Genomic DNA, 22,030 nt, shown 5'->3' with positions numbered 1-22,030 from the left:
TTCTGCTTCCTCCATTATACTACAACTTTATTGTGGCCCGCCGCTTTCAGAAGGCGGTTCATTATGGCCTGGCCCAGGCCGCTGTCGTCAAAAGACTCGGAAAACATCACATCCACGTTCTCCTCGTCAAATTCACGAAGGACCTTGAAAAGCTCATGGGCTATGGTCTCCTCGTCTTCTCTCTTTCCTACGCTCTTTATAACATCGGCGTTGTACAGGCCCTTGGTGGCATCTGTTCCGATTATTCCAACCCTTTGACCTTTAGCCGCTGCCTCTTTTGACCGGGCATTGATGTAGGCTATTACCGCATCCTGGCTGCCCTCTACTATGGTGAGCTGCCCCTTTGGCGCGTAGTGGCGGTATTTCATGCCGGGAGCCTTGGGCTTCTGGGTTGAAGTGCTGTCTATGATGGTCCTGTCGATATCAACGCTGCCAAGGACATCCGAAAGCATCTTAGGGGTTATGTAACCCGGGCGAAGTATCATGGGTGTATCCGAGGTCAGGTCGATGATGGTGGACTCAAGGCCGATGCCCACTGCACCGCCGTCGATTATCATCTCTATCTTACCGGAGAGGTCCTCTATGCAGTGAGAAGCCAGTGTGGGGCTGGGCCTTCCGGAGGTGTTGGCGCTGGGCGCTGCAATGTAGCCGCCGGACTGCTTTATAAGTTCCATGGCAATCCTGTTGGAGGGCATCCTTATGGCCACTGTATCAAGGCCGCCTGTAGTCTCGTAAGGGACCTTGCCGTTCTTCTTCATTATAAGAGTAAGGGGGCCGGGCCAGAAGGCCTTAGCCAGTTTGTAAGCTGCCTCGGGCACTTCTTCCACAATCTTCTCCACTGCCTCCATGTCTGCAACATGGACGATAAGCGGATTGTCTGAAGGGCGGCCCTTGGCCGCATAGATCTTCTTTGAGGACTCAGGGTTTAAGCCGTCTCCTCCAAGGCCGTACACCGTCTCGGTGGGGAAAGCAACAAGGCCTCCCTGTTTGATGATACTTCCGGCTCTTGCCAGGATCTCTTTTGCCCTGTCATCTATATTCTGTTCGTCTATCTGTACTATCTGCGTTTCCAATTGTCATCCCTCGATATAAGAAGCGATAACATCCCAGACGTCGGGAGTCTCCATTCCCAGGCTCCATTCTGCGATGCCCGCTATATTATTGGCCTTCATTGAGTCTATCTTCTGGCCGATGGAAGTAGCATCCTCCATCCAGATCTGATGAAGAACACCGTCATTTCCCGTATATTCGCCATAGTTCTGGCCGCAGTTTGCATCCCATGAAAGCTCGATGGAGTGGTTAGTGATGTAATCCTGAGCAGTCTTCATGCCCACCGCCTCACTGGTGATGGTTCCGTTGGAGTTGTGCCAGATTCTTGTGTAGAAAGGCACGGCATTGATGACCTTGGAGGCATCAACCTCCTTAAGGGTATTGATGATTCCGGTCTCTACATATTTAAGTGAGGCAACAGATCCGGCCTCCTTGGAGCCCGCATAATGCTCATCGTAACCCATTATGATCACGTAATCAGCCACAACGCCCTGCTCTTCAAGATCATAGTAGTCGTTGAAGTTCATGGGCACATAGTTATCTATGGAAAAGACAAGTCCTTCCTTCCTGCAGGCTATGGACAATTCCCTTACGAATTCCACAAAGGACTGTCCATCCTCGGAAGGCACACTCTCAAAATCAAGGTTGATACCGTCAAGGTCAAACTCTTTGGCATAGCCGATGGTCTGTGCAATGGCATTTGCCCTGTTTGCAGAGCTATTCAGAACCTCTGAGGTTGATACATCAGCGCCTCCGGTGAAGTTATCAAGAAGGCCCCATACCTCAAGGCCCATTTTGTGAGCTGCATCTACATAGGAAGCGGAAGCAAAGCTTCTTACATCTCCGTCATTGGAGGAGAGCGCAAACCAGGTAGGGCAGATAACGTTAAGGCTCTTAATTGATGCCGTGACAGATGAAAATGTATCGTTACCTGCGGGGCCTCCAATATTGTGGAAGCCGAGGTTTATCTTGTGGTCCCTTAAAAGATTGGAATATTCAGGCTCAACGTAATCATTGACGGGAATGGGGCTTCTGGTGGTTATGTCCGTAAGCCTCTTGTTCTCCACATATCCGATGAAGGATGTCGAGCTCTTTACCTTGGACCAGTTCTCAAGTTCCTCAAGGATGACCACTGTGTCTCCCTTAGCAAGTTCCTGGAGCACATCACTTTTAACGCCGCCCCTTACACGAAGCTGCGTATCCTTGGATATGGTGGCAACAGTCTCATCCTCCCAGGAGGTGGTCAGCTGCATATGATTGGGCTCTGTGAATCCCTCGTAATAGAAATTTGAAAACTTCCTGACATACTCAAGGGCAACGTAAAGTCCGCCACTCTCAAGCCTTGATATGGTGTAAGGCTCCTGGGTGGAACCACCGTCAGAGTCAGTCCAGGTGTTGGAATTGGCCTCGGTAGTAATGATGGTTGTGGGGGTGGTGTAAATAAGGATCCCCTCTTTTTCTCCGTAGTAGAATCTGTCATTGATGTACTTCTGGATGGAGTCAAAATCCATATAGTAGGTTCCGTCCAGAAGAAGTGCGTGTTCTTCAATAAACTCATTTCCAAGAATGATGGGAACATCTACTTCGCTTGTAACTCCGAAATAGCTATCAAGATCAGCCTTCTCTGTGCTGTAGGAATAGCGCTTCAAAAACTGCTGTGCGGCAAAAATTCCCGCAAAAATAAAAATAAGGACGATTATAATAATCGCCGGAATCACCTTTTTCTTCATGTTCTAGCTCCTTTACAATCGCCCTATATTATAACAGACTATTAAGTTTACGTCATTATGAAAGTCCTCAAATCCACTTGAATAACCAAGCAAGGAGAATCAGTCATGGTGGGGTCCCCGACTTTCTTTTTCATTATTGATTGTTATTATGGATTATTTCCTTTCCGTGAATTGTTCCGGTCCGCCAAAAGGTCTTTAGCTGTGATAAATTCCATCCGACCGGTTCAAATCTCTTTTGACATATATTAATATTCTGAGATGCCAACCCCCAAAATCCTCCCATATCCGCCAATCCCGGCACAAAATATGGTATAATTGAATTGGGAAAAAACTAAATTTTGTTTTATGTTGTTTCTATTGTTTATGTATTGTAAATTGGGGAATTTAATATCCGAAACTATTATAAGTAAGACATCCTACCCTTGCGGGTAAGAAAATTGAATAGTAAAAAGACGTATAAATTTTCCCGTATCAGCCTCCTCTCCGGACTTAAGAATGGGGATGAGGCATCTCACAAGAATTATCTTAGCAGATAATTCTTAAGAAATACCATCGAAATTTCTTAAGATTTCTTAAGAATTAGATTTTTTACAAAGTTTTTTCATAATTAATGACGATATATCTATTGACATAGAATACTGTTTCATCTAGTATCTATGTATTCCAAAGTCAGGAGGTATGCATCATGAAGATTGAGAAAGTAAACGATCACCAGATCAGATGTACACTTACCAGAGATGACCTTGCGAAGCGTGACCTCAAGATTTCCGAGCTTGCTTATGGAACTGACAAAGCCAAAGAGCTTTTCCAGGACATGATGCAGCAGGCAAATTTAGAATATGGATTTGATGCGGAGGACACTCCGTTGATGATCGAAGCAATCCCCATCAATTCGGAATGCATTGTTCTTATCATCACCAAGGTGGAGGATCCGGACGAGCTGGATACAAGATTTTCCAACTTCGCCCCTTCCGTACACGAGGAAGATGAGGAAGATGAAGATTACGATGAGGATTATGAGGAATATGACGAGGAGGATGAGGAAGATGTGATGGGCCTCTTCAAGAGACTGCAGCACAGCAACATGCCCGATTTCACAGATTCATCCATGAGCCCCTCACAGGATTCCAGAAAGGTCAAGGAGAAAACCGGCGGAAGCCGCAAGAGTGATGTTCCAAGCCGCAAAGGCTCAAGGATCTTCTCCTTTGATTCATTACATGAGGTTACCAAGTTCGCAGCCATAGTCAGCAGGAAGTTCAACGGAGTCAACACTCTTTACAAGGACGAGGCAAGAGGCAAATATTATCTCATCCTTCACCAGGGCGACCTGGACAGAACACTGTTTGACAACATCTGCTCACTGCTTACCGAGTACGGCCAGACCGAGATCGGAAGCACAGCTGATGAGCATTATCTGGCAGAGCACTACAGCATTGTGATTGATTCCAGTGCGGTACAGACATTATCCCGTATCTAAGATCAGTTTAATAACAAAAAACGCTCCGGAGCACATGTGCCTCCGGAGCATTTTTATTTGATCTTCGTATCATATGCCTTAAGAAGTTCTCTTCTCTTAGCGCTCTTAAATTGTCCCTTCGTATCCCTTTTCCTTGAACAGTCCCATCATCTCATTTGTAAGACTGTAGGGCGTTGGCTGAAGCTCGATCTCCTCCGGAGAAAACCATCCCGCAAGCTTGAGCTCCAGGTTGTCCATGTGGATCGTGGTATCCCCGTCCACATCGCAAAAGTATCCCAACAGTATATCACTGGCAATGCCCCAGGGCTGGGACTTGTAGTATCTGATGTTCCTGACCTTGAGCCCGACTTCTTCCATTACCTCACGCTCTACAGTTTCCTCCATGGTCTCGCCGATCTCGGTAAAGCCTGCGACCAGAGCAAAGTTTGCATAGCCTCTGTTGTATTTGGTAAGGATGAGCTTATTGTTTTCTTTGTCTGTGACGCCTATGATGACTGCGGGGTTGATCCTTGGATAGGTCACGTTACCGCAGCAGGGACAGCGCATGGCGCGCTCTTTTCTGTCAATTTCATTTCTGGTTCCGCACTTTCCGCAGTATACCGAGGTGGAATACCAGGCATTGAGGTGATATGCAGTAAATGCAGCATATACCATGTGCTTGGGAGACAGCTCTTTTCCCCTTATAACATTAAGCCGGGTGTAGCTGTATCCCGGAATCTCAAAGTCCTTGTCCTCATCGGAAACGTATAAAAAGAAGCTGTCCTCTCCTATGGTGAAGATATAGGCAAAATCCGCATCCGAAAGCCCGGCCGCAAAGTCAGAGGCCTGCGGGAACTCAACAATGCCTTCCTCAAGTGATTTTTCTTTTAACAAATAGTTATCGTCTCTTATGATGATGATCCTGCTGCCGGGCAAAAGAGCTGCCTTGGGATCAAAATGGTTGTCCAAAAAGTATGGCTGTATATCCTGTATCAAAATAAGATTCCGCCTTTCCGTTTTCTTTTCACCACATCATACAATAATATTTGAAAAAAACAAATATATATTTACAGGCAAAAATACCGCCCGGATGAATGAACCATCCGGGCGGTACTATGCTTTTAAATATCAGCCTTTACAGCAGGTTCTGCGAAGATCAGTCCTTACCGTAGAGAGTAACCAGCTTCTCGAGATAAGCTCTGTGCTCCTTAGCATGCTCTGCAGCAGCTGCGTTGAGCTTAGCAGCTCTCTCAGGATTCTTGAGCTTAAGTGAAAGGTATCTAACCTCACCGTCAAGGAAGCTCTGGAAGTCTTCTGTAGCAGGCTTGGAATCAAGAGTGAACTTGTTCTCTGCCTGAGGATTGAATCTGAACATATCCCAGTATCCTGTAGCTACAGCCTTCTTCTCCTCATCCATAACCTTGTTCATGCCGGCCTTAAGACCCTGGTTGATACAAGGAGCATATGCGATGATGAGTGAAGGTCCGGGATAAGCCTCAGCCTCTTTAATTGCATTGATGGTCTGCTGCATGTTAGCACCCATAGCGATCTGTGCTACATATACATAACCATAGCTCATTGCGATAGAAGCAAGATCCTTCTGCTTGATCTCTTTTCCGCCTGCAGCGAACTGTGCAACAGCACCTGTAGGTGTAGCCTTAGATGACTGTCCGCCTGTATTTGAGTAAACCTCAGTGTTTACAACGAGAACGTTAACATCCTTGCCGGAAGCAAGTACGTGATCGAGACCACCGAATCCGATATCGAATGCCCATCCGTCACCGCCGAAGATCCACTGTGACTTCTTAGCTGCGAAATCTTTGTTCTTAAGAACATACTTAGCTGCATCTGAGCTGTCGCCTGCAAGAGCCTCAACGAGAGCATCTGTAGCAGCGAAGTTCTCAGCGCCGTTTGAGAATGTATCGAGCCACTTCTGAGCAGCATCCTTAGCAGCGCCGCCGGCAGCAACGATCTCTTCTACCTTCTCCTTGATGGCATCACGCAGAGCGTTCTGTGCAAGTACCATACCCATACCGAACTCAGCATTATCCTCGAACAGTGAGTTATCCCATGCAGGGCCCTGTCCCTTGGCATTTACTGTGTAAGGTGTTGAAGGTGATGAGTTACCCCAGATTGATGTACATCCTGTAGCGTTTGCAACGTACATTCTCTCACCAAAGAGCTGAGTAACAAGTTTAACATAAGGTGTCTCACCGCAGCCTGCGCATGCGCCTGAGAACTCAAGGAGGGGCTGCTTGAACTGTGAGCCCTTGATTGAAGTCTCGCCGAACTTAGCAACAACATCATCCTTGATAGGAAGAGTAACTGCATAGTCGAAGTACTTCTGCTCATCCTTGTTGGCTGCAATAGCACCCATCTTAAGGGTCTCGCCCTTGTTATTGCCGGGACATACATTTGCGCAGGATCCGCAACCTGTACAGTCGAGAGCTGAAATAACAACTGAGTACTTGTATCCATCCATTCCCATAAGAGGCTTGGTCTGAAGTCCCTCAGGAGCCTTAGCGATCTCATCGTCTGTCATAGCGATTGTACGGATAGCTGCATGAGGACATACAAGTGAGCAGAATCCGCATCCGATACATGTGGAAGCATCCCATGCAGGAACGTTTACTGCGATACCTCTCTTCTCATATGCAGCAGAACCTGAAGGTGTATCACCTGCAACATAAGGAAGTACCTCTGAAACCTTAAGAGTGTTACCTTCCTGAGCGTTAACCTTGGACTGGATGTTGTTAACGAAGTCGATAACATCCTTTCTTGAGCCCTCGGCCTTCTTGAACTCAAGACCCTCGTCCTCAGCGTTTGCCCAAGACTCAGGAATCTCAACCTTGATAAGGTTCTTGGGATCTGCACCTGCATCGATAGCATCCCAGTTCTTCTTAACAACATCTTCACCCTTACGACCATAGGTCTTCTGAGCAGCGTCCTTCATGAACTTGATGGCATCCTCTTCAGGAATGATCTTTGTGATGTTGAAGAATGCTGACTGAAGGATTGTGTTGATCCTTGTAGGTCCCATTCCAACTTCAACACCGATCTTGGAACCGTTCATGATGTAGAAGTTGATCTTGTGATCATACATGAACTTCTTAACCTGACCGGGAATCTCAGTCTCAAGCTGATCTACTGTCCAAGGGCAGTTAAGGAGGAATGAACCACCATCAACCAGCTCCTGAACCATGTTGAACTTACGGATATATGAAGGATTATGACAAGCTACGAAGTCAGCCTTCTTGATGAGGTAAGTAGACTTGATGGGCTTCTTACCAAATCTGAGGTGAGACATTGTAACACCGCCGGACTTCTTGGAGTCATAATCGAAGTATGCCTGAGCATACATGTCTGTGTTATCACCGATGATCTTGATGGAGTTCTTGTTAGCACCAACGGTACCGTCAGCACCAAGTCCCCAGAACTTGCAGTTTGTTGTTCCCTCGGGAGTTGTTACGAGAGGAGCACCTGCATCAAGTGAAAGGTTTGTTACATCGTCTTCGATACCGATTGTGAACTCTTCCTTAGTATCGTTGTTGAATACTGCAACGATCTGAGCAGGAGTTGTATCCTTGGAACCAAGACCATAACGTCCGCAGAATACAGGAACTGACTCGAACTGTGTTCCCTTAAGAGCTGCGATAACATCAAGAGCAAGAGGCTCACGGTAAGAGCCGGGCTCCTTTGTTCTGTCGAGAACTTCGATTCTCTTAACAGATGCAGGAATAGCCTCAACAAGTGCCTTAGCTGAGAAAGGTCTGTAAAGACGAACCTTTACAACACCAACCTTCTTGCCCTGCTTCTCGAGGTAATCGATTGTCTCCTCGATTGTATCATTTACAGAACCCATAGCTACGATAACAACCTCAGCGTTAGGATCGCCGTAGTAGTTGAAGAGCTTGTAGTCTGTACCGATCTTAGCATTTACCTTGTCCATGTACTTCTGAACGATTGCAGGAAGCTCATTGTAACCTGTGTTACAAGCTTCTCTTGTCTGGAAGAAGATGTCAGGGTTCTGAGCTGAGCCCATCTGACAAGGATGATTAGGATTGAGAGCGCCTGCCTTGAAAGCATCGATGGCTTCATGGTTTACCATCTCGTCAAGGTCCTTGTAATCCCAAACCTCAATCTTCTGGATCTCGTGTGATGTACGGAATCCATCAAAGAAGTTAATGAAAGGAATTCTGCCTTCAATTGCTGCACAATAAGCAACAGGTGTTAAGTCCATAACCTCCTGTACACTTGAATCGCAAAGCATTGCAGCACCTGTCTGGCGGCAAGCATACACGTCAGAGTGATCACCAAAGATGTTCAGAGCGTGTGAAGCTACACAACGAGCAGATACATTGAATACACCGGGAAGTCTCTCACCAGCAACCTTGTAAATATCGGGGATCATAAGAAGAAGTCCCTGAGAAGCTGTGTATGTAGATGTAAGAGCACCTACTACCAGTGATCCGTGTACAGCACCTGCTGCACCGGCCTCAGACTGCATCTCTGTGATCTGAACCGTACGACCGAAAATATTCTTCTTTCCGGCTGTTGCCCACTCATCTACATGCTCAGGCATAACAGATGATGGTGTGATGGGGTACATGGCGGCAACTTCTGTAAACGCATATGAAGCATATGCAGCAGCTTCGTTACCGTCCATGGTTTTCATGTTTCTTGCCATTTTAATTCCTCCTACCTTTTTTATTTGAGTCTATTGGCTAGTACACAAAAAATAAAATAAAGCGCAAAAAAGCCCGCCCACATATTTTTCCTCCCAAGAAAAACAGATGTGACGGATATTCTCGCTATATTCTGCCGACTTCAATAGTATCATTTTAAAGCTACCGATGTCAATGTTTTAGCGGATTTCGCCGCTTTTTTGATAAAACTTTTCGATAATTTCTATTGATAATTCATTTTTCTTATTATATGATAATTAAGTAACAAAGATAAGGCGCGGCAAAGCCCTTTGTTATGCTACATTGGCTTTATATTTTTTACAAACGGAAGGAGATCATATTATGGCATACGTTATTAGTGATGGTTGCATCAGCTGCGGATCATGCGCTGCTCAGTGCCCTGTATCAGCTATTTCTCAGGGAGATACTCAGTTTGAGATCGATCCCAACACATGCATCGACTGCGGTTCTTGCGCAGCTCAGTGCCCTGTATCAGCTATTTCTCAGGGTTGAGTCCAAGCGGAAAAATAACAAAAGGACGGTTTTCCAAGTTCACTTGGTAGACCGTCCTTTTTTATTTTTGCATTTGGCGAAGCCAAATGAACGAGAAAATGCGCAGCATTTTCGAGTGCGCAGGGTTTGCATTTGGCGAAGCCAAATGAACGAGGAAACGCGCAGCGTTTTCGAGTGCACAGGGACGTGCTCCCCATTCATCATGCTTTATTGGCAAACTTGGTGTACTCGGGAAGCCATACCAGCTCTACGGTTCCGATGGGACCGCTTCTCTGCTTGGCTATGATGATCTCCGAGATACCCTTCTTCTCTGTATCCTTGTTGTAATAATCATCTCTGTAGATGAACATTACCATATCCGCATCCTGCTCGATAGCTCCGGACTCACGAAGGTCTGAAAGCATAGGCCTGTGATCGGGTCTTGACTCAACCGCACGGGACAGCTGGGAGAGGGCGATAACGGGAACATCCAGCTCTCTTGCAAGAGCTTTAAGGGACCTTGAGATCTCTGAAATCTCCTGCTGTCTGCTCTCCGAGCTCTTTCCGCCGCTTCCTGACATCAGCTGCAGGTAGTCGATCATGATGATATCAAGGCCGTGCTCCATCTTGTACTTCCTGCACTTGGACCTGAGTTCCTGGATCGTGATACCGGGAGTGTCATCTATGATCAGCCTTGATCTTCCAACAACACCGGCACTTTCTATAAGATTTTCCCAGTCCATTTCCGTCATGTTACCGGTTCTTATATGCTGTGAATCCACGTGGGATTCCATGGAAAGGAGTCGGTTTACAAGCTGCTCCTTGGACATCTCCAGTGAGAAAATGGCAACGCACTTATTGCTGCGGAAAGCCATATATTCTGCAATGTTAAGAACAAAAGCCGTCTTACCCATGGCGGGACGGGCTGCTATAAGCACCAGATCCGAATTATGAAAACCTGCTGTCTTATAGTCAAGATCCGTAAAACCGGAGGACAAACCTGTTACATTGCCCTTCATACGGCTGGCCTGTTCTATCCTGTTCAGGGCATTCATGACCACCTCATCGATGGGCACAAAGTCATTGAGGTTCTTCCTTCTGTTGATCTGATAAATGCCCTTCTCAACGCCATCTATGATCGCGGTCACATCATCAGCCTCGGTATAACAGCTGTTGATGGTATCCTCTCCGAAATGGATGAGCTTTCTTAAGGTGGATTTATCAGAAACTATGTTGGCATAATACTTCACATTTGCAGAGGTGGGAACCGCCTGTACAAGGCTTGCGATGAACTCTGCGCTGCTGACCTGGGGAGGAACATTCTTCTCACGAAGCCTGTTCTGCAATGTAACAACGTCTACCGCGCTGCCTTCCTTGTTAAGTTCCACCATGGTCTCAAACAAAGTGCCCAGCTGCTTGTTGTAGAAGTCCCCGGAATTGATGATCTCTGAGGCAACCTCGATGGCATCCCTGTCTATTAACATGGCGCCAACTACAGACTGCTCTGCTTCCAGGCTGTTTGGCGCCACTCTTTTCAAAATACTCTCGTCGGGCATATTACTGTTCCTTTACGCTTACTTTCAGAGTTGCTGTAACCTGAGGGTGAAGCTTCACCGGAATCTCATAGGTGCCGAAAGACTTAATGGGTTCGGGCATCTGAAGCTTCTTCTTGTCAATGTCAAAGCCAAACTGCTGCTTGGCTGCTGTAGCTATTTCTTTTGAAGAAACAGAACCGAAAACTCTTCCGCCTTCACCGGCTTTCATGGTCACCTGCACTGTCTCTTTTTCTATCTTCTCAGCATAAGCCTTTGCATCATCCAGCTGCTGCTGAGCTACGATGGAATCTCTCTTCTGCTGATTCTTGAGCTCGTTCATGCTCTTCTGTGTAGCCTCAACGCCAAGCTTCTGAGGGATCACATAATTCTTGGCATAGCCGTCGCTTACCTTTACAATGTCGCCTTTTTTACCAAGGCTCTTAACGTCCTGCAATAAAATAACCTGCATTAATCCAATTCTCCTTCTTCTATCATATTATCAAGTGTTCTCTTAACCGTAGCTATTGCCTCTGTGACAGAGACTCCTTCCATCTGGCAGCCTGCGGAACTCATGTGGCCGCCTCCGCCAAGCTTCTCCATGACAACCTGAACATTGACTTCATCAATGGATCTGGCGCTGACATAGACCTGATTCTGGTACTCGGTGCATACAAAGCTTGCCTTTACGCCCTTGATGTTAAGAAGCTCGTTGGCTGCCTGCGCGCCGATAATTGTAGGGCTCTGGATCTCATCGTTGATGAGAACAGATATTGCATATCTTCCTCTGTAGATCTCAGCCTGGCTGACTGCATCTGCCTTGGCCTTGTATTCGCCGGCCTCTTCCCTGAAGAGCTTGCGCACTCTTGTGACATCCGCGCCGTTTCTCCTAAGGAAAGCAGCTGCCTCAAAGGTTCTCACACCGGTCTTGTTCATGAAGTTATTGGTGTCCACGATCATGCCGGAATATAAGCTGTCTGCCTCCTCGATGTGGATCTTGACGTTGTCGCCGATATACTGCAGGATCTCGGATACCATCTCACAGGCCGATGAAGCATAGGGCTCCACGTAGGAAAGAGTCGCGTTCTCGATGACCTCGGCGCCCTGTCTGTGGTGATCCAGAACCACGATGGTCTTGCAGAATCTAAGAAGCTCGGGGCACTCCGTAATGCTTGGCTTATTTACGTCAACCACAACCAGAACGGTGTTATTGCCCGCCATGTCTATGGCCTGCTGATTGGTTATGATCATGTCATCCTCATACTCGGGATTGTTCTTAAACAGATCCACCAGAGGCTGCATGGAGGTTGTCACATCATTAAGAACAATGTGGCACTTTCTGTCCAGGGTCTTGGCGATCCTGTAGATACCGACGGATGAGCCGAAGCTGTCCACATCGCCGATCCTGTGGCCCATTACGATGACCGTATCCTTGCCGGAGATGATCTCTCTTAAAGCATGAGCCTTAACTCTGGCCTTAACCCTTGTGCTCTTCTCGATCTGCTGGCTCTTACCTCCGTAATAGGAGATGTTCTCGGCGCTCTTAACAACCGCCTGATCGCCGCCTCGTCCAAGAGCAAGGTCAATGGCATTTCTTGCAAACTCATAGTTCTGGGCATAGGAAAGTCCGTCTGTTCCGATTCCTATACTTAAGGTAACTGCCATCTCGTTACCGATATTAACTGTCTTAACATCCTCCAAGAGGTCAAACCTGTGCTCCTTGAGCATCTCGCAGGACTTCTTGGGCATTACCACGAAGTACTTGTCCTTCTCGATCTTCTTGGCTATTCCGTTGCAGGATGCGATGTACTTGTTGATCTTACGGTCTATAAGAGCGGTCAAAAGAGATCGTCTTACTTCCTCTACACTGTCCAGAGCCTCTTCGTAGTTGTCCAGGTAGATAAGGCCTGCTGCCAGTGACTGATTGTCTACTTCCTGGATAGCCAGCTTAAGGGCGGTCTCATCGAAAAGATATATAGCGATAAGACTTCCCTCATAGTCCTCAGCGTCAATGATGTCGCTGTTGACAGCCATCTCCCTAAGGGAGATCCTCTTCATCTTGATGGTATAGTTGCTGTTCTCATAGTCAAGCTCGTAGGACACTTCATCCGGGCCGTCAGGGAACTTGTCCATGGTAATACCCTGGAACAGTGAGAAAATGGACTTTCTGTAGCCCTTCTCCTGATGCACCACCTTCTCGAAAGCCTGGTTGGTCCACACTACCATGCCCCTGTCATCCAGTACGGCATGAGGAAGATCCAGCTCCCTTAAAAGCTTCTTCTGGATTTGCCCGTATTCGGTGGCAAAACTTACCAGCTCATTCATAATGATGGGTTTGCTGTAGAAGTTCATATACAGAACCGCTATCAGATACAGTCCTGTGAATGCCAGAAGGATAAGCCCCGCTGTAAAATCCACGGTAAAGACCGCTATATTTACAAGCACCAGCAGTATCCCAAGATATGTAAAGACGCGAAGGTAGGAACGAAGCCTGCCTTTCAGTTTCACTCTGTTCTTCGACATTGATAAGTCCTCTTCCCCAACATTTTGGACATTGCCTTAAAACTATACCCATTTAGTATAACACAAAAATGGCGGGGTTGTTATCCCGCCACTTTAACATTCATCTTCTTATCGTAATCCGATTTTTTGAGCATTTTTGAAACTCCATTTCACAGAGAAGTTAAAATTCGAATTTAAGTTTCTTCTTTCTTGATATCTCTTTCTCTTGAACCGTTCACTTCGCCGCTTAAGTAATGGCGTCTGCAGAGGGATACGTAGGACTCATTGCCTCCCATCATTATCTGCTCGCCGTCCCTTACGATCTTGCCGCCGCTTACCCTGGCATTAAAATGCGCTCTTCTTCCGCACCAGCATACCGTGGGAACTTCTTCTATGTAATTGGCAATCTCCATAAGTCTCTTGGAGCCGCTAAAGAGATGGCTGGTAAAGTCAGTCCTTAAGCCGTAGCAGATAACGGGAAGATCGTATCTGTCCACGATCTCCGCAAGAAGATCCACCTGGTCCTCCGTCAGAAACTGAGCTTCGTCCACTATCACGCAGTCCAGTTTCTTCCAGGCATCAGACTCTTTTGTAAACCATTTGGCCTTAACCTCTTCAAGAAAGTCCTCCACAAATTCGCCCTCTGCACTGAGGCCGATCCTGGAGGCAACGGTCTTCTCACCGTCTCTGTCATCGGTCTTTGGCTTTAAAAGAACAGCATTCTGGCCCTTCTCGATATAGTTGTAGCGAACCATCAGCGCATTGGCTGTCTTGGAGCTCCCCATAGCTCCATACCTGAAGTAAAGTTTTCCCATGATAACCCCCGTTATATCATTTATTTGTTATTCTCATCCCCGAAGATCCTGTGTCTTATGGGAAGAAGTGCTGTAATAAGAAGCTGCCCAAACACTACGCAGCATATGATCTCGCCGATTCCGACGGTAATGGCAAAGTACCAGACTTCTCCGGCCACTCCATAGGCATACTTAAGAACCAGAGGAACAATGATGACATTTGCAAGAACCGGAGGAACCGATACCAGTACCCTGTTCTTTCTAAGAGCGTAGGAGCCAAGAGCTCCGATAAGGGTCGCCAGGCTTCCGAATACCACATCGGGCCAGGGGCTTCCAATAAGAAGATTTGCCAAAAAGCATCCCAGCGTCACTCCCGGAATTCCCGCAGCCGTAAAGAACGGAAGCACCGTGAGAGCCTCTGATATCCTTATCTGAATGGCGCCGCTGGACAGGTTAAAGTATGCGGACAGATAGGTGAGTGCCACATACAGCGCCGCTATAAGTCCCGCCTGTGCCAGAAGTAACGCCCTGGATCTGTTCTTGTTCATAGAATTATTCCTTCCCCTGTAATAGCACCAGCTTGTTGTAAGGTATTTCGATTCCCTCTGCAGCAAACCGCTTCATGACCTCCACAAGGCACTCCGAGCAGGTAACCGGATTCTCTCTGAAATCCTTAGTCTCCACCAGCGCCTGAAGAGTTACACCGCTGTCGTCGCAGCTCTTGCAAAGAACCACAGGACGGCGTCCATGGTGTTTGGGATGTTCTGTTATGGCATCAGCCATTACGTCCATAGCCTTCTTCATATCGGTCCCGTAAGCCACCGAAACCCTGATGGGGTAGGAGAAGGAATCCTCCTGGGTGTAATTCACCACGGTTGACGAACCGACAATGGAGTTGGGTATATAGATAATCTCGTTCTGATAGGTCTTGATCACCGTATGTCTTAAGGTGATATTCTCAACGAATCCCGGATCGTAGGAATCAATCTTGATCCTGTCTCCGATATCAAAGGGCCTCGATGCGGAAAGAGCAATTCCAGCAAAGACATTGGCCAGAGTTGACTGGGCTGCAAGACCCATTACAACCGCTGCAATTCCCGAGGATGCCACCGCAGTCTCCCAGGTTTTGGAGAAGGCCGGTATTCCGCTAAGTACCGTAAGTCCGGCAATAGCCCAGACCACAGCGATTATGATGCCCTTAAGGAAAATAAGGAAAAGTTTACCCCTAAGTCTCTCCTTCTTGAGCACCTTATTTAATACAAGATTTATGACATATGCCACCAGAAGAGGAAGCACATATTTAAGCGTAAATTCTAATACTTTATTCATTTCTACTCCCCGCAACAAACATTAACAGTATAACATACTCCTGTCTTATCAGTCATCTTCGTCTTCGTCATCATCGCCCATCTCATCAAAGGCTATGATTGAATCGATGATGTCCTCAAAGTCCTCTCTAAGCTCCTCGAGGCTGTCACCTTCATAGGTGTAAAACCTTCCGTCTATCTCAACCTCTCCGGTGTAGTAGTCGCTTTTTTTGTCATAGTTTACTGTTCCTGTGTATCCTTCATATTCAAGCTTTTCCATGGAAAAGACCTCCCGTATTTCCGAAAGTTTAATGGTCATTATGTAAGACTATAGATTATCTCTTTTTTTGTGTCAAATATGGTATAATCAATATAATCGCACGCAACGAAAGGGGGATTTTCTAATGGCTAATCTTGAAACAAGAACAAACGAACTCAAAGGTACCGAAACCGAGAAGAATCTCATGGCTGCTTTTGCAGGAGAATCAGAGGCAAGAAACAAATATACCTACTTCGCTTCCAAGGCAAAAAAAGACGGCTATGTACAGATCGGACAGATCTTTGAAGAGACAGCTGCCAACGAGAAAGAGCATGCTAAGCTCTGGTACAAGATCCTTTCAGGCATCGGAACAACCGTTGACAACCTGAACGCAGCTGCTGACGGTGAGGCTTATGAGTGGAAAGAGATGTATCCTTCATTTGCTAAAAAGGCTCGTGAAGAAGGCTTTGATGACATCGCCGAGCTCTTTGAGCAGGTAGCTGCCATCGAAAAAGAGCACGAAGAGAGATATCGTAAGCTCCTTAAGAACATTGAGGACGGAATCGTATTCTCTGCTGACGGCGACGCAATCTGGGAGTGCTCAAACTGCGGACACGTTGTTGTTGGTCCCAAGGCACCCGAAGTATGTCCTGTATGTAATCACCCTCAGGCTTATTTCAAAAAGAAAGCTACAAATTATTGATCCAATAAAAAAGAGGCGCCCCGGCTCCGCGTTACATGACGCGGGACCGGGGCTTTTCTTATGTCATCCAAATGAAATTGTCAAAAAGCTAATGGTCTGTCAGTCCTTAACTTCGATCCTGACAGCTTCCTCCTTCTGAGGGATTGCTTCCTTCTTGGGAAGATGTACTGTGAGGATTCCGTTTCTGTACTGGGCAATTATATCCTCAGGCTTAAGGCCCTCAACATGGAAGGATCTCTCGTAGGATGTGCTTCTGCGCTCGCGGCGGATGTACTTGCCGTTCTCATCCTTCTCATCCTTGTTCTCATTGTGGGAAGCACTGATGGTGAGGGTATCATTCTTAAGATCGATGCTGATATCTTCCTTGTTAAAGCCGGGAAGCTCAGCCTCCAGCTGATAAGAATCTTCCTTCTCGATAACATCGGTCTTCATAAGGCCTGCGCTCTTCTCCAGCTTCCTTGCTGCAGGTGCATTGTATCCCCAGAATCCGTCATTGAAAAAGTCATCCATTGCATCAAAAACATCATTATTACTCCATAACATAGGCATCAACATACTGATCACTCCTTTTCTATGTTTTATTTTTGTTGTAGCGCTTGAGATTTGTTATTAGCACTCGAATCACTCGGCTGCTAATTTCTTGTTACAAGTATGTTATAGAACAAGTAGAACAAAATGTCAACACCTTTCTTTCTAAAATAAAAATAAACTCCGCAAAGCCCATGTTTACCGGCTTTACGGAGTTTGAAGTTTCATTTTTGGTATCAGTTTGTAGTTGTTATAAATCCGCTTGATAGCTCTTTTCCCATAAGCTCCACCTCTCCGGTGAGGTCATGGGTAGCGGCGGGGAAGGGATAATATCCCACCTGGTCCCCTTCTGTGGGATAGTAGAAGGTTATGCCCTCAAGCTCGAAGGTATCGGTGCTGTAGGTGCCGTAGTCCTGCTGCTCTGCCAGATATTTAACGTCAAACCTTCCGGTATCCTCCAGCACAAGGTTAACGCCCTTATACAGCAGCCACATCAGAAAAAGCGCCGCCAGCGTCTTCATGATAACGGCTTTTACATTCTCGCCGAATCTGTTAAATACGATGATAAACATCCTTCCAAGGATCACCGCCGGAACAAGCCAGATATATACCACGCCGTATCGGATAAGGGGCGCGCTGAGGAACCAGAAAAGAAGGCACCCGAGAAGCGTTCCTCCGATGGTGAAGAAATCCGCCATGTTCATCATGCTGTGATGGCTTATATCAAAAACCTTGGTCTTCTCCGACTTCTGCAGATCCTGAACCTTCTGCCCCGCAATGACAAAGATAAAGTAGAGAAGATATGCGATGTACACCGCAGCGGCAACGATCGACAGGATCAGCATCACCTTGCTGATACCGCCTATCTGTGAGAACCATCTGGGTACCCACTGGGCAAAAGAGACATCACCGTAAGCGGCGACATCGTTGTAGCCTTTACCGAAGGTGCGTATCTCCTTGGCATCGAACTGGGCAACGCCCTTTGGTATCTTCCAGGAAAAGCCAAAGAAATCCAGCATGGTCACAGGATACAGGAGCCAGCCTGAGATCACCACGTTCCTTATAAGAAAAGGAAGGGCGATGAGAAATGCCAGTCCCACGGAAATCCAGAAAGCAGCCATCTTCTCTTTTGTCCTGTCTGTTAAGAGTCTGTGGATCGGAATGATGCTAAGGAGCAAAAGAGGTGCCGCTGAAAGCTTGACTGTAATGGCAAATACCCCAAGAAGCGAAAGCAGAATGTAAGGCACATAGGACTTTTCATGTTTGACGTTCATGTCCAGCCAGTGGATCATGATATAGAAAACCAGCGTGGACAGGAAATAGTCCGAGGCCGGAGCCATCATCTCATCGTATATGGTGAACAGATAATAGATGGCGGCGATCCTTGCAAAATCAGAGATCACAAAGTGGCCGCGCCTGTAGGCATTTCTGATATCCACACACTGCCAGGCAAGAAGCAGGGCAAAGAAACCGGCCATAACGTGATAGGACTGCTTTCCCAAAAAGCTCATGGAGAAAAGAGCTGACAAGGGAAAGGCCGCACTGTTATAGGCAAGCCTTACGTGAAGGTTGCCAAGTCCCTTTACTATTCCGTAATCCTCTATCCAATGGATTGCCTGAGCGTGATAAAGATCGGAGTCATAGTGCATGAATCCGTGAGATGTGCCATAGGCCATGATACAAAAGACCGCAAGATAAATTATCCATGTGCCTTTCTGACCAAGGCGCCGGGTCATTTCATATATATCGTCTAAAATCTCAGCCCGGTAATAGATGGCGATAAGTGCACAGGCAATAATCACCAGAATGTTGGCTACAAGCCCCACGCCTGAGCAGAGGCTGTATACCTGCGCAAATATAGTAAGAAGAACCACCCCTGCCATGAGGTAGCTCTCTTTGAATCGTATCTCATATGTTTTGCTGACGTGGCCGGCTTTCTTCCTGCTCATACCGCGCCACCCCGTAAAGGATGTAAGGAAGCCATATCCCACAAGATAGGTGGTGATGATGACATACACCCAGATCAGCATGACTGTAAGCATATTCTCCTGTGATCCCCCGAAAGTTCTTTTACCTTATTCCACACACAATGAAGCCTATAAGTACTCCCAGCAATGCTCCGAAGAAAACCTGAGAAGGCGAATGTCCCACAAACTCCTTGAGTTTCTCTTCGGGAGAGATATTGTTGTTCATATCCATGAGCCACTCCATCATATTGTTGATGGCCTTGGCCTGCTTGCCGGTCTCCCGGCGAACTCCCATGGCGTCGTGCATTACGATAAGTGCAAGGATCGCCGTAACGGCAAACTCAAAGGTGTTGGCCCCGTAGTAGAAAGCTGTGGATGTAACCAGCGCCATAACCGTGGCTGAGTGTGAGCTTGGCATTCCGCCGTCTCCCACAAGTCTCTCAGGATTAAAATCCTTATTTACGATCACATAGATCAGCGTCTTTAAAACCTGCGCGGACAGCCATCCGAAGAAAGCTGCCTGCAGTATTCTGTTTGTTAGAAGGCCGTTAATAAAATTCATCATACGAGCTCCCTGATATAATCTTCAATGGCATCATGCCAATCTGCAAACATATAGCCTGAGGTGAGCTTGAGCATATAGTTCTCAAGAATGCTGTAAGCGGGGCGGGGCGCAGCCTGAGGATTCCTGGCTGTATATTCCGCGGTGGTAACATGATTTACTCTCGTGCTCTTGCCGGCAAGTCTGAATATCTCTTCTGTAAAGTCTGCCCAGTTGGTATCACCCTCGCAGGTTCCGTGAAATACTCCGTAGTTCTCGGTTCCCACAAGATGATGGATTGCCTTTGCCAGCTCCTTGGTGCTGGTGGGTGTACCCAGCTGATCCTTTACTACGCTTACCTCATCATACTTCTCTGAAAGAGAAAGCATGGTCTTAACAAAGTTCTTACCATCGCCGTAGAGCCATGCGGTTCTTATGATAAAAAAGTCTTTGGCAAACTGCTTGACCATCTCTTCTCCTGCCAGCTTGGTCTTGCCGTAAACGCTGACGGGACCTGTCTTATCAAACTCGATATAGGGCCTTGTGCCATTTCCGTCAAAGACATAGTCAGTGGAAACATGGACAAGCTTAGCTCCTGCCTCTGTTGCGGCTATAGCAAGGTTTCTGGGACCGATGGCGTTTATCCTGTATGACAGGTCTACATCGCTCTCCTGCTTGTCAACAGCGGTGTAGGCAGCACAGTTGATGATAGCCTGCGCCCCTGACTCTTTTACGAACTTAACTACGGCATCAACATCCGTGATGTCCAGGGGAATGATACCCTCTCCCTGAAAAACGTCTGTATTGATAAGCTCATATCCGTCATTGGATGTGAGTTCTTTGTTGATGGCACGGCCCAGCTGTCCGTTGCATCCTGTCACGATAATCTTCTTCATGGTTAGTTCCCTTCATCTTTATTGCAGATTCTTCTAAACATAAACGGACGGCATAGTCTGCCGTCCGCTTTCGGTTCATTATAATAATGATCAGTTTGCGTACTCGGCACCATTCACTTTGAAGGTTGAGAATGAGCCGCCCTTTTCCTGAATGACAAAGATCATTGTCTTTCCTGTGTTAAAGGTCACTTCCTCACCCTGGTCATCGTAATAGGTTGTAGGGCCGTAATCATCAGTCTTCTCCCAGGTTACGTGGATCATCTTGCCCTTGGTAATAAAGTAACCGTCACGGGTTGAATCATGCATCTGATATGCAAGATAACCGTTGGCATCACGAACCTCGTGATATGTTCTCTGAATAACTATATTGGAGAATGCAAGCTGCTCGCCTGTTGTAGCGTCCTTCTGAGGTGATCCGTAAAGAGTCTTAAGATAAACCCCCTTATCGGGATCATACTTAAGCGCTGACTTAGTAACAGGGAAGCATCCTGACATATCGATCTCTGTAGCTTCTACGGCACCGGGATAAGCCTCAAGAGTGTTGGGGGCTGAATATCCGGTAAACTTAAAGTGTGACTCGCCCTCAAAGCTGTCTCTGTGTGTAAGTGAGAAACCGGCCTTCTCGATTCCTGCTGAAACGTGGGAACCGTCTGTGAAAGCTGTGTGCTCTGACTTACTTCCTTCAGGGACTCTGAAGAAAGCGCCGTAATCTGAACCCATAACACCGCCTACACCGTTAAGGTTATCTACATCTGAACGGGTAAGGATTGTCTTAACATAAAGCTCGGGTCCGCCGTAATGAACAATAACCGGATCATACTCAAGAGCTGCATATACAAAGTAGTCACGAATACTACGAATGTTTCCGATCCTGTCAAGGTTTGCCCAATCCTCAAGGATACCCATCTGACGGCTCATGCTGCCTTCTTCCATGATCTCATAGAAAACAGCCACATTGCTGAGTCCGTACTGGGGCTGAGCTTCCTTATTGATGGGATACATAACTGCAAGGGGTCTGTTGGTGTTGATGCTCTCATCAACCCACTCGTTGGTGAAATAACTTCTTACCATTCCCTCTGCGGGAGGTGTATCTTCATCTACAACTTCTTCCTCTACGACTTCTTCTGTGGTAACCTCTTCAACCACAGGAATATCTTCAAGCTTCTCAACGCTGAGGCCTACAACAGCCTCATCAGATGCCGCTTTGCCGCAGCCGAATAACATAGTAGCAGCAAGTGCTGCAGCTACAGCAACTTTAAATCTTCTCATTCCTCAAATTCTCCCTCCATTAGATTTTACCTATGTGATTCTAACACAGATAAAGTTACTCGCCAAGTCCGGACTCAATGGCTTCAACAAGGGCAGCCAGAGCCTCCTCCTCGTCGGGTCCGTCACATTTCAGCTCAATTTCATCACCGCACTTAATGCAGGCTCCCAGCACACTGAGAACACTCTTTGCATTGGCTGTGTTATCCCCATAGCTGAAATTGATATGCGACTTATAATTCATCGCGACCTTACAGAGGTTACCTGCAGGTCTTAAGTGTAAACCGGTGGGATTAACAATCGCTACTTTTTTAGTAACCAT

Annotated in this window: 20 protein-coding genes; 3 read left to right on the top strand and 17 right to left on the bottom strand. The window is 46.9% G+C overall.

The window, feature by feature from the left end; translation table 11 throughout:
- Nucleotides 1-14: 14 nt before the first annotated feature.
- Together T456_RS0106420 and T456_RS0106415 are read right to left on the bottom strand one after the other, a co-directional pair.
- On the bottom strand, nt 15-1,073 hold the full coding sequence (locus T456_RS0106420) for an L-threonylcarbamoyladenylate synthase (protein WP_024865449.1): 1,059 nt from the start codon (nt 1,071-1,073) through the stop codon (nt 15-17).
- Between the two features lie 3 nt (nt 1,074-1,076).
- Nucleotides 1,077-2,780 carry a glycosyl hydrolase family 18 protein gene (locus tag T456_RS0106415; RefSeq protein ID WP_024865448.1) on the bottom strand — a complete coding sequence of 568 codons (1,704 nt, stop codon included), beginning with the start codon at nt 2,778-2,780 and terminating at the stop codon, nt 1,077-1,079.
- 685 nt (nt 2,781-3,465) lie between these two features.
- On the opposite strand from T456_RS0106415, the gene T456_RS0106410 reads away from it, so the two are divergent.
- A complete protein-coding gene (locus tag T456_RS0106410; RefSeq protein ID WP_024865447.1) occupies nt 3,466-4,257 on the top strand; it encodes an adaptor protein MecA in 792 nt (263 codons plus the stop codon).
- Nucleotides 4,258-4,362: 105 nt separating this feature from the next.
- On the opposite strand, the gene nudC is transcribed toward T456_RS0106410, so the two are convergent.
- Both nudC and nifJ read right to left on the bottom strand, forming a co-directional pair.
- Entirely contained in the window at nt 4,363-5,232 is an 870-nt protein-coding gene (gene nudC, locus T456_RS0106405) for an NAD(+) diphosphatase (protein WP_024865446.1), read from the bottom strand.
- A gap of 160 nt (nt 5,233-5,392) precedes the next feature.
- Entirely contained in the window at nt 5,393-8,923 is a 3,531-nt protein-coding gene (gene nifJ / locus T456_RS0106400) for a pyruvate:ferredoxin (flavodoxin) oxidoreductase (protein WP_024865445.1), read from the bottom strand.
- A 340-nt stretch (nt 8,924-9,263) separates the two neighbouring features.
- Here nifJ and T456_RS0106395 point away from each other — a divergent pair, with 340 nt between their 5' ends.
- Nucleotides 9,264-9,434, top strand: coding sequence for a DUF362 domain-containing protein (locus T456_RS0106395; RefSeq protein WP_024865444.1), 171 nt, complete (start codon nt 9,264-9,266; stop codon nt 9,432-9,434).
- Nucleotides 9,435-9,634: 200 nt separating this feature from the next.
- Here the strand turns inward: T456_RS0106395 and dnaB are convergent, their stop codons facing one another.
- The 7 genes from dnaB to T456_RS0106360 all read right to left on the bottom strand — a co-directional run bounded on the left by dnaB (nt 9,635) and on the right by T456_RS0106360 (nt 15,828).
- Nucleotides 9,635-10,969 (bottom strand): replicative DNA helicase, encoded by a 1,335-nt coding sequence (dnaB, locus tag T456_RS0106390; RefSeq protein WP_024865443.1) that lies wholly within the window; start codon nt 10,967-10,969, stop codon nt 9,635-9,637.
- 1 nt (nt 10,970) lies between these two features.
- Nucleotides 10,971-11,417, bottom strand: a complete 447-nt coding sequence (rplI, locus tag T456_RS0106385; protein WP_024865442.1) for a 50S ribosomal protein L9 — start codon at nt 11,415-11,417, stop codon at nt 10,971-10,973.
- Nucleotides 11,417-13,468, bottom strand: a complete 2,052-nt coding sequence (locus T456_RS0106380) for a DHH family phosphoesterase (protein ID WP_024865441.1) — start codon at nt 13,466-13,468, stop codon at nt 11,417-11,419. The genes rplI and T456_RS0106380 overlap by 1 nt, the downstream gene beginning before the upstream one ends.
- Before the next feature lie 173 nt (nt 13,469-13,641).
- Nucleotides 13,642-14,262 (bottom strand): thymidine kinase, encoded by a 621-nt coding sequence (locus tag T456_RS0106375; protein WP_024865440.1) that lies wholly within the window; start codon nt 14,260-14,262, stop codon nt 13,642-13,644.
- A gap of 20 nt (nt 14,263-14,282) precedes the next feature.
- A complete protein-coding gene (locus T456_RS0106370; RefSeq protein WP_024865439.1) occupies nt 14,283-14,789 on the bottom strand; it encodes a QueT transporter family protein in 507 nt (168 codons plus the stop codon).
- Nucleotides 14,790-14,793: 4 nt separating this feature from the next.
- A complete protein-coding gene (locus T456_RS0106365; RefSeq protein WP_024865438.1) occupies nt 14,794-15,570 on the bottom strand; it encodes a mechanosensitive ion channel family protein in 777 nt (258 codons plus the stop codon).
- A 48-nt stretch (nt 15,571-15,618) separates the two neighbouring features.
- Entirely contained in the window at nt 15,619-15,828 is a 210-nt protein-coding gene (locus tag T456_RS0106360) for a hypothetical protein (protein WP_024865437.1), read from the bottom strand.
- 124 nt (nt 15,829-15,952) lie between these two features.
- Between T456_RS0106360 and rbr the strand changes: the two genes are divergently transcribed.
- A complete protein-coding gene (gene rbr, locus T456_RS0106355; protein ID WP_024865436.1) occupies nt 15,953-16,510 on the top strand; it encodes a rubrerythrin in 558 nt (185 codons plus the stop codon).
- 99 nt (nt 16,511-16,609) lie between these two features.
- Here the strand turns inward: rbr and T456_RS0106350 are convergent, their stop codons facing one another.
- The 6 genes from T456_RS0106350 to T456_RS0106325 all read right to left on the bottom strand — a co-directional run bounded on the left by T456_RS0106350 (nt 16,610) and on the right by T456_RS0106325 (nt 22,030).
- Nucleotides 16,610-17,065, bottom strand: coding sequence for an Hsp20/alpha crystallin family protein (locus tag T456_RS0106350; RefSeq protein ID WP_024865435.1), 456 nt, complete (start codon nt 17,063-17,065; stop codon nt 16,610-16,612).
- Between the two features lie 209 nt (nt 17,066-17,274).
- Nucleotides 17,275-19,080, bottom strand: a complete 1,806-nt coding sequence (locus T456_RS0106345; RefSeq protein WP_024865434.1) for an LIC_10190 family membrane protein — start codon at nt 19,078-19,080, stop codon at nt 17,275-17,277.
- Between the two features lie 28 nt (nt 19,081-19,108).
- On the bottom strand, nt 19,109-19,567 hold the full coding sequence (locus T456_RS0106340; protein ID WP_024865433.1) for a divergent PAP2 family protein: 459 nt from the start codon (nt 19,565-19,567) through the stop codon (nt 19,109-19,111).
- Nucleotides 19,567-20,442 (bottom strand): dTDP-4-dehydrorhamnose reductase, encoded by an 876-nt coding sequence (rfbD, locus tag T456_RS0106335; protein ID WP_024865432.1) that lies wholly within the window; start codon nt 20,440-20,442, stop codon nt 19,567-19,569. Before rfbD ends, T456_RS0106340 begins: the two co-directional genes overlap by 1 nt.
- A gap of 90 nt (nt 20,443-20,532) precedes the next feature.
- Nucleotides 20,533-21,711 (bottom strand): DUF3048 domain-containing protein, encoded by a 1,179-nt coding sequence (locus tag T456_RS0106330; RefSeq protein WP_024865431.1) that lies wholly within the window; start codon nt 21,709-21,711, stop codon nt 20,533-20,535.
- Nucleotides 21,712-21,766: 55 nt separating this feature from the next.
- Nucleotides 21,767-22,030 carry an HPr family phosphocarrier protein gene (locus T456_RS0106325; protein WP_024865430.1) on the bottom strand — a complete coding sequence of 88 codons (264 nt, stop codon included), beginning with the start codon at nt 22,028-22,030 and terminating at the stop codon, nt 21,767-21,769.

This window comes from Butyrivibrio sp. FCS014 (assembly GCF_000526935.1).
GTDB lineage: Bacteria > Bacillota > Clostridia > Lachnospirales > Lachnospiraceae > Butyrivibrio.
Note: the sequence above shows the minus strand (reverse complement) of the source record. Positions and strands in the feature narration are given on the sequence as shown.